At 71.3% G+C, this 12,753-nt stretch carries 7 protein-coding genes; 4 read left to right on the top strand and 3 right to left on the bottom strand.

Going from position 1 to position 12,753, the window contains the following annotated elements:
- The first annotated feature begins 361 nt into the window (after positions 1 to 361).
- Positions 362 to 3,691 carry a BTAD domain-containing putative transcriptional regulator gene (locus tag KCH87_RS48050; protein ID WP_210594392.1) on the top strand — a complete coding sequence of 1,110 codons (3,330 nt, stop codon included), beginning with the start codon at positions 362 to 364 and terminating at the stop codon, positions 3,689 to 3,691.
- Between the two features lie 3 nt (positions 3,692 to 3,694).
- Here the strand turns inward: KCH87_RS48050 and KCH87_RS48045 are convergent, their stop codons facing one another.
- Both KCH87_RS48045 and KCH87_RS48040 read right to left on the bottom strand, forming a co-directional pair.
- On the bottom strand, positions 3,695 to 5,620 hold the full coding sequence (locus tag KCH87_RS48045; protein ID WP_210594390.1) for a sigma-70 family RNA polymerase sigma factor: 1,926 nt from the start codon (positions 5,618 to 5,620) through the stop codon (positions 3,695 to 3,697).
- 309 nt (positions 5,621 to 5,929) lie between these two features.
- Positions 5,930 to 6,685 (bottom strand): TetR/AcrR family transcriptional regulator, encoded by a 756-nt coding sequence (locus KCH87_RS48040; protein WP_210594388.1) that lies wholly within the window; start codon positions 6,683 to 6,685, stop codon positions 5,930 to 5,932.
- A 377-nt stretch (positions 6,686 to 7,062) separates the two neighbouring features.
- On the opposite strand from KCH87_RS48040, the gene KCH87_RS48035 reads away from it, so the two are divergent.
- Both KCH87_RS48035 and KCH87_RS48030 read left to right on the top strand, forming a co-directional pair.
- Complete coding sequence (locus KCH87_RS48035; RefSeq protein ID WP_210594386.1) at positions 7,063 to 8,430, top strand: NAD(P)/FAD-dependent oxidoreductase; 1,368 nt, start codon at positions 7,063 to 7,065, stop codon at positions 8,428 to 8,430.
- Positions 8,431 to 8,645: 215 nt separating this feature from the next.
- Positions 8,646 to 10,286 carry a SpoIIE family protein phosphatase gene (locus KCH87_RS48030; protein ID WP_210594385.1) on the top strand — a complete coding sequence of 547 codons (1,641 nt, stop codon included), beginning with the start codon at positions 8,646 to 8,648 and terminating at the stop codon, positions 10,284 to 10,286.
- Between the two features lie 86 nt (positions 10,287 to 10,372).
- On the opposite strand, the gene KCH87_RS48025 is transcribed toward KCH87_RS48030, so the two are convergent.
- Positions 10,373 to 11,641, bottom strand: a complete 1,269-nt coding sequence (locus KCH87_RS48025; protein WP_210594394.1) for an MFS transporter — start codon at positions 11,639 to 11,641, stop codon at positions 10,373 to 10,375.
- Positions 11,642 to 11,775: 134 nt separating this feature from the next.
- Between KCH87_RS48025 and KCH87_RS48020 the strand changes: the two genes are divergently transcribed.
- Complete coding sequence (locus KCH87_RS48020; RefSeq protein ID WP_210594383.1) at positions 11,776 to 12,330, top strand: MarR family winged helix-turn-helix transcriptional regulator; 555 nt, start codon at positions 11,776 to 11,778, stop codon at positions 12,328 to 12,330.
- Positions 12,331 to 12,753: the final 423 nt, after the last annotated feature.

Below are 12,753 nucleotides of genomic sequence, written 5' to 3'. Positions count from 1 at the left end.
GGGGGGGGGGGGCGCGGCGGGGGGGGGGGGCGGGGGGGGGGGGGGGGGGGTGGGGCGGCGGGGGGGGGGGGGGGCGGGGGGGGGGGGGGGGGGGGGGGTGGGGGGGGGGGGGGGGGGGGGGGGGGGGGGGGGGGGGGGGCGGCGGGGGGGGGGGGGGGGGGTGGGTCGGGGCCGTGGCGGGGGTGTCCGTCCTCGGAACGTCGCGGAATCGGTCTTCTATCTAGGTGCCCGTGTTGACGCGACAACCCTGCGGGCGGACACCCCCGCCACGTCCCCTTGCCGCCGTACGCGACTGGCGGCCGTACGGCCCGGGGGGCGCAAAATCCGTGTCCCTCACAGTCGGGGCGGTGACAATGGCTCGGTGCGGTACAGAATTCTGGGCAGTGCCCTCGCGGAGGACGGTGATGGCAGACGCGTTGCTGTCGGCGGGGCCCGTCTCCGAGCCCTGCTGACCGCCCTCGCCCTGCGCGTCGGCCGTATCGTTACGCCGGACACGCTGATCGACGAGGTGTGGGCGGCGGACCCGCCCCTGGACGCTCCGGCCGCCCTCCAGGCCCTCGTCGGCCGTCTTCGCCGTACCGTCGGCAAGGACGCCGTCACCTCGCACCCCGGCGGCTACCGCCTCACGGCAACGCAGGACGACGTGGACCTGTACGTCTTCGAAGGCCTCGTACGACAGGGCACGGCCGCGCTCGATCATGACGATCCGGCCACCGCGGCCAGGGACCTCGACGACGCCCTCGCCCTGTGGCACGGTCCCGCCCTCGCCGATCTCCCGGGCCGGACCGCCGCCGCCCGTCCGGAGGCCCTGCGTCTGGAGGCGACCCGTGCCCGTGCCGAGGCGCGGCTGCGGCTCGGGCATGCTCAGGACGCCGTACCGGAGCTGAAAGAACTGACCGCGGCGCATCCGTACGACGAACCGCTGCATGCTCTTCTCATCCGCGCCCTGCGCGACACCGGCCGGTCCGCGGACGCGCTCGCCGCGTACGAGACCGCGCGCCGCGCCCTCGCCGACGGCCTCGGTACCGACCCCGGTCCGGAACTTCGTGCCCTGCACCAGGCGTTGCTCGATCAGCCGGCGGCTCCTTCGCCGGTGCCCCAGCCTCGCAACGGCAACCTCCGTCCACGGCTTACCTCTTTCGTGGGCCGGGAACCCGAACTCGGCGCCGTTCGTTCCGAATTGCACAGGGCCCGACTCGTCACTCTCACCGGATCGGGCGGCTCTGGAAAGACCCGCCTCGCCGAGGAAGCCGCCGCCGGGCTCCCGCAGGCGTGGCTGGTCGAGCTGGCCCCGCTCGACCGGCCGGAGGCGGTGCCTGGCGCGGTGGTCAGTGCGCTCGGTCTGCGCGAGACCGTGCTGATGGCCACCGAGATGGCGAGCCAGCAGGACGACCCGGTCGCCCTGCTTGTAGAGCACTGCGCTCCGCGCAGTCAGCTCCTGATCCTTGACAACTGCGAACATGTCATCGGCGCGGCCGCCGCCCTCGCCGAGACTCTGCTCACCCGCTGCCCTGGGCTCACGATCCTCGCCACCAGCCGTGAACCCCTGGGCGTTCCCGGCGAGTCGGTGCGCCCGGTCGAACCCCTCGTCCCCGACCAGGCGCACCGCCTCTTCGCGGAGCGCGCGGCCGCCGTCCGTCCCGACGCGGCCGCCGTGCTCCAGGACACGGAGGCGGTGGGGGAGATCTGCCGCCGTCTCGACGGGCTGCCGCTCGCCATCGAGCTGGCCGCCGCCCGGCTGCGGCTGCTCAGCCCCCGGCAGATCGCCGACCGGCTCGACGATCGCTTCCGCCTCCTCACCTCCGGAAGCCGCACGGTCCTGCCCCGCCAGCAGACCCTGCGCGCGGTCGTCGACTGGTCCTGGGAGCTGCTCGACGAGCGGGAGCGGACGGTGCTGCGAGAGGTGTCCGTGTTCGCCGGCGGCTGGGACCTCGCGGCGGCGGAGGCCGTGTGCACCGGTCCGGTAGCCGATCTCCTCGGGGCGCTCGTCGACAAGTCCCTGATCGTGGCGGCCCCTTGCGAGCGGGACGGCAGCGACGGCATGCGGTATCGCATGCTCGAGACGATCCATGAGTACGCCGTCGAGCGCGCCGGCGAGGCCCCCGAGGCGCACCTGGCGGCCGAGCGGCGGCACCGCGCGTGGGTGCGCGCCCTCGTCGAGCAGGCCGAGCCCCTGCTCCGCTCCGCCGGCCAACTCCCTTGGATCTCCCGCCTGGAGACGGAGCTGGACAACATCCGCGCGGCTCTCGATCGCGCCCTGACGGCAGGAGACGAGGCAGAGGCCGGTGCCATCGCCCTCGCCATGGGCTGGTTCTGTTCGCTGCGCAACTATCGCCGCGAGGGCGTGGAGTGGATCGACCGGGTTCTGCGCCTCGGTGCGGCCCTGGATGCCGTAGGCGGCGGCGCCCCGGCTGCTCGGGCTCGGGCCGGCCATGGGCCCGGTGTTCGCGCGGCAGGTCGCGTCGTCTCCCCCCTCGGCTCTCCCGACCCGATCGATGCTTTCCTCGCCGCGCCCGACGGGGAGTCCGGCCATCCGCTGCATGCCCTGCGGATGGACCTCAGGATGCTGGCTCTCTTCCTGATGGCCGACTCCGAGCCGCGGCCCGCGCAGGAGGATCTGCGGTTCCGGAAGTACATCGCGCGCGTGCGGGCGTACTTCGAGCCGGGCGGTCCGGACGCTGCCCGTATGCCCGGCCTGACGTGGCCCCTGATCAACTTCTATCTGCGGGACTCGACGGGCGTCCGGGACATGATGGGCCGGGCGGTCGCCAACTGCCGTACGTACGGCGGCGACTGGGAGCTCGCCGTTCTTCTGATGTTCCGTGCGCACATAGTCATCGACGTATCCGGCCGGCTCGAGGGTGTGGACGACGACCTGGCGGAACTGCAGAAGCTCAGCCGGAGCATTGGTGACCGCTGGATCAGGGCCCAGGTGTGCAGCGCGCGCGGCGAGGCGGCCGCGGCACGCAGCCGTTTCGAGGATGCCGAGAAGGAGTACGCCGAGGCCCTGCGGCTGGCCTACGAGGTGGGCGCCTACACCGAGTCGCCGTTCCTTCTGGCCCGGCTCGCCGAGATCGCCTACCGCTCCGGCGACCGCTCCGCCGCCCTGATCTCGCTGGACGAGGCGAGCACCGCCGCCGACCGGTACGGAGTGGTGGACACCCGGGCGTTCCTCCTAGTGCTGCGCGCCCACATGGCTCTTGACGTGCACGACGTCGCACGCGCCCGTGAGTTGTGCGACGCAGCCGGCGTGGAATCGGGGTTCGGCACCCCGCCGCCCCAGTTCACGGTGGGGCTGAAGGGGCTCGACGCGTTGATCAAGGCCGCCGAGTCCGGACCGGAGCACGGACTGCCGATCCTCGCGGACGCGGTGCGCCAGGCAGTGGAATGGCGCTGCGCCGAATGGACCACGGCAGAGCTCGCCGAAACCGCGGCGCGGCTCGTGTCCGCACTTGGCGACCACGCCCGCGCCGTCCGCCTGCTCGCCGCCTCCGAGGACTGGCGGGAGGGACACCCCCGCCCGCAGCCGGGGGGTGCGGTGGCCGAGCGAACCGAGGCCCTCGCCCGTACCGCTCTGGGCCCCGCGCGGTACACGGCCGAGCGCACCAGAGGCGCCGCCCTCACCCCCGAGGACGCGCAGGGCGAACTCGCCGACGCGGTACGGAGCCACCCGGCAGGGCAGGCCCGCTGAGGCCTACGCACAGGCGAACTTCGACTCCGCCCAGTCCGCGAGCATCAGGTTGTCGAAGACACTGTGCGGCTCGACCACCAGCCGTACGGTCTTGCGGCCGGTGAGGTCGACATGGACGGGGACCGCGTGGTCGCCGCCCTCGATCAGGCCGGACTTCCACAGCTGTACCCCGTCGGCGTGGACGGAGAAGTAGACCTTGCCGAGCCCCAGCGTCATGTCGTCGACGCCGACCTGTGCGTCGTAGGAGGTGCACTCGCGGTTGAGGTCGATGGTGACGGAGGACCTGCCGTGCACGGTCACGCCGTGTGCGTACCGCTGGCCGGCGATCGAGGCGCCGTACCGCTGCCACACCCAGCTGCTCTCGGCGAGCCGCATCTCCGGCTCGGTGCCGTCGCCGTTGACGTCGTACGCCAGCTCGCTCCACTGGTAGTCAGCCGGAGGCGGTGGGGGCTCCGGCGTCGGAGTGGGCGTGGGTGTCGGGCTCGGCGTGGCCGTCGGGGTGGGGCTCGGAGTCGGGGTCGGCGTAGGTGTCGGCGTGGGTGTCGGCGTGGGTGTCGGCGTCGGAGTGGGGGTCGGCGCCGGCTTGGGCGCGACCACCGGCTGCTTCGGCGCGGGTTCCTGCTCCGGGGGCGCCGGTGTCTCCGCCGCGGGCGGCAGCACCGCCGGTGAGGACGCGGGGGGCTTGGCCACCGGCTCCTTGAGCGGGTCGTCGTCGCCGATCAGTGCGAGCGCCACCGCGGCGACCGCCACCGCGACCACACCGGCCGCGATACCGGCCTTGACCGGCGCGCCCAGCCCCTCGGAGGCAACCGCACCGCCACCGCCCCCCGCCCCGCCGGACGAACTGCCGCTCGCCGCCGCGGCCGCACCCGCGGCACCCGCCGCTCCCGCGCCGGTGCCGCCGGCGATGAGCGCGGCCACCTTGGCGTACCCGGCGGCGCCGAACCAACCGATGACCGCGACCGGTACGACGGCGGGGATACCGCCGGCGACTTCCTTGATCTGGCCCGCGGCCAGCCGGCACTTGGCGCACTCCTCCAGGTGCTTGCGCAGGCCCCGTTCGGCCCGGGTGCGCAGACCTCCGCGGGCGTAGGCGCCGAGCCGGTCGGCGTGGCGGGCGCACTCCTCGTCGGTGGCGAGGGTGGCGCTGACGTGGGCCTGGAGGTAGGCCTGCTTGAGGCCTTCGCGGGCGCGGCTGGCGAGCACGCGCGTGCCGTTGGCGTCCAGCCCGAAGAGGGTGGCGACCTCGCTCGGCGACTCGTCCTCGACCTCGGTGTGCCACAGCACGGCCTGCCACCGCTCCGGCAGCGACCGGAACGCCTGCATGGCCATGGACTGCTCGGCCTCGTGCATCGCGCGCACATCGGCGCCCAGGTCGAGTGTGTCGTCGTCGGACACGTCGGACACCCGCGCGGCCTGGTCGGCGAACGCCGCGAAGTCGTCGACCAGTTGCTCTCGCTTCGCGGACTTCGTCCAGTTCGCGGCGACCCGGCGGACGGTGGTGAGGAGATACGCGCGTACGGCGTGCTCGGGGCCGGAGCCGCCGCGCACGGCCTGGAGCATGCGGGCGAAGACCTCGGCGGTGAGGTCGTCCGCGGTGTGGGCGTCCCGGCAGCAGGTGCGCGCGTATCGGCGCACCGCGTCCGCGTGGCGCCGGTACAGCGCCTCGTACGCCGTGTCGTCGCCCGAGCGCATCCGCTCGATCAGCCCGGCGTCGGACGGCGGCAGGTCGACCGGCGGCGGCAGGACGCTGTCCTCGCGCCACTCGTCCGCACGCCAGTCGCGCTGCGCCGGAACACCGCCTTCCGCGGGATCGCCGGCCGGCGGCACATCCGCACGTCCGCCCTGGCTCGGCACCTGCGGCGACGTCAGCCCACCGGGCTCCGCCTCGCCGTCACCGAGTGACTCGTCCCGCCCGTCAACGCCCATCGCGGAAAGCCCCCGCCGCCTGCCCAACCCGTCCCGACACCGGTCAGAGTGCCATATTGGCTTTTGTTCAGGAGCAGGCAGTGCGGACCATCCACTCGTCCGTGGAGACTTGTCGCGATGCAGTACTAGCCGTCACCCATATGGGGAAGGGTCAATTGGCGTTCACGGGGTAGGAGTTGAGCGTCCCGCCCGAAATACGTAGAACGTTCCGGTCCGCACTCGAAGCGGAGGCCCCGGGCCGCACCCGAAGCGGGGGCGGCGCACCACCCCCGCCCGGCGTCGCCACTTCGGCCAGTGGGCCACCCGCGCTCACACAGGCCGCGACCGCAGGCCCTCCAGCAGGATGTCCAGCAGCCGCGCCGAAGCCGCCGCCTGCTGCGCCGCATCCGGCAGCGAGGGCGCCGCCGTCGCGATCACCAGCAGCACGTCCGACACCGACACATCGGCCCGCAACTCGCCCGCCGTGCGCGCCCGCTCCACGAGTTGGCCCACGACCTCGAGCAGCGCCGCCGCACCCGCGTCGTCCGCGGCGAGCGCCGACGTGTCCTCCGGGACCAGCCGCAGCTCTCCGGCTCCCGGCTGGGTGCGCTGCTGCGGCACCCGGGCCTCTTCCACTCCGGAGCCCTCGTCCGCGACCCCGACGCGCAGCACCTGCGGCGGCAGCAACCGCCCGGCCCCGGACGCCACCGACGTCCGCAGGAAGCGCGACAGCGCCGACCAGGGCTCGTCCTCCTGGCCGAGCGCCGCACGTGCCTGGTCGGTCAGCCGGGAGGTCTCCTCCTCGGCTATCCGCCGCACCAGGACGTCCTTGCTCGGGAAGCGCCGGTACACCGTGCCGACGCCGACCCGCGCGCGCCGCGCCACGTCCTCCATCGGCGCGCCGTATCCCAGCTCGCCGAAGACCTCGCGCGCCGCGCGCAGTACGTGCTCAAGATTGCGCTGTGCATCCACGCGCAGCGGTGTCGCCCGCCCGCCGTCCGCGCGTCCGTTGCCCGTCGCCATGCCGATCGCACCGCCGGGCGCGATGGCAGACGCAGACGACCAATGATTGTCCTGAATGTGCATACGTGTTCCCCCGGTTAATGACGTCTCCCCCCGGAGACTTTCCCCGCCATTGGACGCCGGGGCATTGGGAACAAACCCGGATCACGGGCCCGCCCTGTCGGCCGGCCCGAAGGCGCATCCCCCTACACCCCGTCGACACACGAACATAGTTGAGCGGGAGTCAATTCAGAAGGGGCAGGTTCCGCACGGAGCGCCCCCCGATCGGAGTACGGGCCGTATACGTCCTGATTCCGCCCCCTCCCTCCACTCTGCTCACCCCGCTGACCTGCGAATTTTTCCCACACTCCGGCAATTCGGCCAACTAGGGGCGTCCCCGGCACGCGGTCACACAAACTGTCGAGCCTGTGGACAAACGCAAGCGTCGGGTGCGTCATGGGATGGTGAAGGAACGTGCGCGCATTCTCGTTGTCGGCGGCGGCTACGTCGGGATGTACACGGCCCTGCGCCTCCAGCAGAAGCTGAAACGGGAACTGAGGCAGGGCGAGGCCGGGATCACAGTCGTCACTCCCGACCCGTACATGACGTACCAGCCGTTCCTCCCCGAAGCGGCAGCCGGCAACATCTCACCCCGCCATGTCGTCGTACCGCTGCGCCGTGTCCTCGACCAGTGCCACATCATCATCGGTGAGGCCACGGCCATCGACCACGCCAAACGCACCGCGACGCTCACCACCCTCGCCACCGAGGAGGAGGGCACGGGCGCACAGCAGCTGTCGTACGACGAACTGGTCCTCGCGCCCGGCTCGATCTCGCGCACGCTCCCCATCCCCGGCCTCGCCGACCACGGCGTCGGATTCAAGACCGTCGAGGAAGCCATCGGCCTGCGCAACCACGTCATCGAGCAGATGGACATCGCCTCCTCCACCCGCGACCCCGCGATCCGCGACGCGGCCCTCACCTTCGTCTTCGTAGGGGGCGGTTACGCCGGAGTCGAGGCGCTCGGCGAGCTGGAGGACATGGCCCGCTACGCCGCGCGCTACTACCACAACATCAAGCCCGAGGACATGAAGTGGATCCTCGTCGAGGCCTCGGACCGCATCCTGCCCGAGGTCGGCGAGGAGATGGGCCGCTATACGGTCACCGAACTGCGCCGCCGCAACATCCAGGTCCTGCTGCGGACCCGCCTCGAATCCTGCGAGGACCGGATCGCCGTACTGGACGACGGACAGCGCTTCCCGACCCGTACGGTCGTCTGGACGGCCGGCGTCAAATCCCACCCGATCCTCGCCGCCACCGACCTCCCGCTGAACGGCCGCGGGCGCCTCAAAGCCACCGCCGAGCTGACGATCGAGGGCACCACGCACGCGTGGGCAGCGGGAGACGCGGCCGCCGTCCCCGACATCACTGCCGACGAACCCGGCAAGGAGTGCGCCCCCAACGCCCAGCACGCCCTGCGCCAGGCCAAGGTTCTCGGCGACAACATCGCGCATTCACTGCGCGGCGAGCCGCTGGAGACGTACGCGCACAAATATGCGGGCTCGGTCGCCTCTCTGGGACTGCACAAAGGTGTCGCACACGTCTACGGACGCAAGCTGAAGGGCTACCCTGCCTGGTTCATGCACCGCGTCTACCACCTCAGCAGGGTGCCGACCTTCAACCGCAAGGCCCGTGTACTGGCCGAGTGGACACTGTCGGGGCTCTTCAAGCGGGAGATCGTCTCCCTCGGATCGCTCGAACATCCCCGAGCGGAGTTCGAACTCGCGGCCGGTGGAAAGCCTTCAGACGACCCGAAGGGGTCGACCTGACCGGACTCAGGAACTCCTCCGGCCGGACCGGCGTCTGACGGATGTCGGCCCGGGCGGCCACCCTGCCAGACTGGTCCCCGCTCCCACGGACGAGCACATGCTCGCCCTTCGAACTCACGAGGCTCACCCACAGTGCTGCAACCCCGGGGTGCCACCCCCCAGACCCCCGGTCGGGTCCGGAGCTGGCCGAAGACGACGACACGAGGCAAGGATTCGTGAACTTCACGCGCTGGAGCGCCCGGCTCCCCGGAACGCAGCGTCGCGCCGCAGCGCGGACCGATCACACGGTCCCGCCGGACCGGCGGAGCGAGAGCTCGGTGCCCGCCGCCCGAGGCGAACAGCTCACCGACGAGGCGCTGTCCGCGCCCGCCGTCGACGAACTGCCGGTCCGCGAGGTACTCGACCGCGTCCCGGCCCTCGTCGCCCTCATCCACGGCCCCGACCACCGTCTCGCGTACGTCAACGACGCCTATGTGACGGCCTTCGGCCTGCGCCCCCTCGGCGACCCGGCCCGCGAGGCCCTCCCGGAACTCGACGAACTCGGCCTGTTCCCGCTCCTCGACCAGGTCATGCGCAGCGGCAAGCCACGCACGGTCAAGTCCCGCAAGGCCCCCGACGGCCGCTGCTACACCTTCACCTGCACCCCGGTCACGGACACGGAGGACGGCGGCGTACTGATCTTCGCCACCGACGTCACCGACCACGCCGAGGCCGCCGAACGCCTCCGCGCCAGCGAACGCCGCCAGCGCGAAACCGCTGTCACCCTCCAGAGATCCCTCCTGCCCCAGGTCCTCGAAGAGCCCGACGACCTGCGCATCGCCGCCACCTACCAGCCGGGCGGCACGGAGGCCGCGGTCGGCGGCGACTGGTACGACGTGATCACTCTCGGCGGCGGCCGCACGGCCCTGGTCATCGGCGACGTCATGGGCAGAGGCGTCCGGGCGGCCGCGGTGATGGGCCAACTCCGTACGGCGGTCCGCGCGTACGCCCGTCTCGACCTCCCCCCGCACGAGGTGCTCCAGCTCCTCGACGGCCTGGCGACCGAGATCGACGCCAACCAGATCGCCACCTGCGTGTACGCCGTCCACGACCCGAACGAGGGGCGGCTGGTGTACGCCTCGGCGGGCCACCTGCCGATCCTGGTCCGGGACGAGAACGGCCAGGTCGTCCGCGCGGACGAGCCCACAGGCCCGCCCCTGGGGACGGGCGGCTGGATCCATGCGTCGGGCACGGTCGCCCTGAGCCCGGGTTCGACGGCGGTCCTCTACACGGACGGCCTGGTGGAGCGCCGCAACGAGGACCTGGACGAGGGCATCGCAAGCCTTGAACGGGCCCTGGCCGGCGCGACCGGCACGCCCCAGGTGGTCTGCGACCGCCTGGTCCGCACGGCCGGCGTCACGGCCGACCACGACGACGACGTGGCGGTCCTGGTCCTCCAGCACCCCGCCCGCACGGGCCCCGACAGCGACCTCTTCCGCAACGCCGCCCTGGAACTCCTGGGCGGCGTCGAGGCGGCTCCACGCGCGCGTGCGTTCGCCTCCGGAGTCCTGACCAGCTGGCGCTTCCCGCCCGACCTGCACGACCTGGGCGTCCTGGCGACCAGCGAACTGGTCGCCAACTCCCTCCAGCACGGCACCCCGCCCATGCGGTTGAGGCTCCGCCGTACTGATCGGCGCCTGATCATCGAGGTGACGGATGGAGACGACCATTTGCCCAGGCGCCGCCGAGCCGAACCCGGAGACGAGTCCGGCCGGGGTATCGCCATAGTGGCGACGATTGCATCGAATTGGGGCTCGCGCCGGACACCGGGGGGCGGGAAGGCGGTCTGGTGCGAGTTCGTGCTGCCCAAGGAATAGCGCCGTAGGGGCGCGTGGCAGCTTCCGGCAGCGGGAGCGTTGTGGCTGGTCGCGCAGTTCCCCGCGCCCCTTTGTCGGCGTTGCAGCTAGGCGGTGATGGACTCCACCGGTGTCCTGCCCTGGGCAACCACCCGGCTCTTCACCAGCCACGGACGATCCTGTACGTCCGTCAGCTGCCGCCCCAACCGCACCGCGAGGTAGGTGATCCCCAGGGAGAACAGCAGGAACGTCACGATGTACGGCGCGTGCAGCGAGGCCCCCATGGGCCCGCCCACCGCAGGCCCGAGAGCCAGCGCCAACTGCTTGACCAGCGCGAACGCGGAGTTGTACTGCCCCGCCAGCCCATTCGGCGCCAGATCGGCCACCAGCGGGGCCACCGTCGGCGACAACATCGCCTCACCCAGCCCGAACAGCGCGTACGTCGAGATGAAAGCAGCCGTCGCCATGGTCTGGCTGCCATGCCCCAGCCCCGCGTAACCGGCCGCGACCCACGCGACGGCCCAGATCAGCCCGACGCCCGCGATCACCCGCGACCGCCTCCGCCGCTCCACGAACCTCAGTACGACGAACTGCGCCACCACGATCATCCCGGTGTTCGCGGCTAGCGCGGTCCCGAGCGCGGACGTCGAGATCCCGGCCGCCTCGACCCCGTACGCACTGAGCCCCGACTCGAACTGTCCGTAGCAGGCGAAGAACAGCACAAAGCCCAGCACGCACAACTGCACCATGGCCCGGTTGGACAGCAGCTGCTTCCAGTTGCTCTTGGCCGACCCAGCCGGCGCGTCCCCGATCCGCGGCGAGTGCGGCATCCGCACAGTCACCATCACCACGACCAGCGACAGGAACATCGCCGCCTCGATCGCGAACAGCAGCGTGAAGGAGCTGACGCGTGTGGCGTCGACGAGATGACCGCCGATGAGGCCACCCACGCCCAGCCCCAGGTTCTGGAGAAAGAACTGCGTCGCAAAAGCCCGCGACCGCGTCTCCGCCGACGAGCAGTCCACGATCATCGTCGCAAGCGCCGGCTGCATCACGGCCTGCCCCGCCCCGAGGGCGGCCGCCGACAGCAACACGGTCGTGGCGTTGCTCGCGAGCCCGAGGCTCAGCGCGCCGATCGCGGCAGTGACCAGGGCGGCGAGCAGCACCGGCAGCGGGCCTCGTCGGACGATGGCCCGTCCGGCGAACGGCAGCACGATCAGCGCGGCCACGGCGAAGACGGCGAGTACAAGAGCCGCCGTCATGGCTCCAAGACCCCGCACCTGCGCCACATAGACGTACAGGTAGGGGACGGTGAAGCCGAGCCCGAACGCGCTGAGTGCGTTGCCCACATGAATCCGGCGCATCGCTGCGCCCATCGCCCTGGTCACGTTCACCTCTCTCAGTAGAGCCTTCAGCCATTAGGACTGAAGACTTCAAAACTAAACTTCGAAGCTAAAGAGTACATGTCGAAGGACTTCAAGGCCAAGCACGACCGTGCGATACTCCGCCCATGGGTGACACCACAGGCGCCGGCGTCAGCGAGCCGACACTCGAAGAGCAGATCGCCGCCTACCAACGCGAGTTCCAGGACCTCGACCCCCAGGTCGAGAAGATCGTCTCGGCACTGTCCCGCCTGAACCGCCGTATGAACGTCGCCTACGGCCGCCAGACCTCAGCCCTCGGCATCAGCAACGCCGAGTGGGAGGTCCTCAAGGCCCTCGTCCTCTCCGGCGCCCCCTATCGCATGGGCCCCGGCGATCTCGCCAAGCGGCTCGGCCTCACTCCGGCCGCGATGACCCACCGGATCGACCGCATGGTCACCGAGGGCCTGGTCACCCGCGAGCGCGACGAGTCCAACCGCGTCCGCGTCATCGTGGAGCTGGCCGCCGAGGGGCGCGAGAAGTGGCTGGAGGCGATGCGCCTTGCGTCCGTATTCGAGGAGGAACTCCTCCAGGACCTGTCCCCGGAAGAGCGCACGACACTCGGCGAGGCCCTCACCCGCCTCCTGCGCAGGGTGGAACACGCCCAGCCGGACGCCGGCGGCCGCCTCACGGACCTCGATTAAAGATCTTGACAGGAGGCGCTTGACAGCCCTCTGCCCGATCCGTAATGTTCTCCGGGTTGCCGCGGAGCCGTAACGGTTCTTCGACAGCAACTCCCGCCGCGCAAGCGGCAACCAAACCTCAGCACGACCTCCCAACCGGGTCGAATTCGGCATGCCCGAATTCAATTCGAATCGGGACTCGGCAGCCCCGATCGGCTCGATTGGGAATCGCCGAGGGAATCCGCTAAGGTTTGAGACGTCGGAACGGCCCAACGGCCGGGAAGGCAAACCCCGCTGACTGGGGGTCAGGCCGAGAAAAGGATCTGATAGAGTCGGAAACGCAAGACCGAAGGGAAGCGCCCGGAGGAAAGCCTTGAGAGAGTCTCTCGGGTGAGTACGAAGGAAGCGTCCGTTCCTTGAGAACTCAACAGCGTGCCAAAAATC

Source organism: Streptomyces sp. GESEQ-35, assembly GCF_017948485.1.
Lineage (GTDB): Bacteria > Actinomycetota > Actinomycetes > Streptomycetales > Streptomycetaceae > Streptomyces.
The sequence above is the reverse complement of the archived record's forward strand: the minus strand, read 5'-3'. Positions and strand labels throughout refer to the sequence as shown.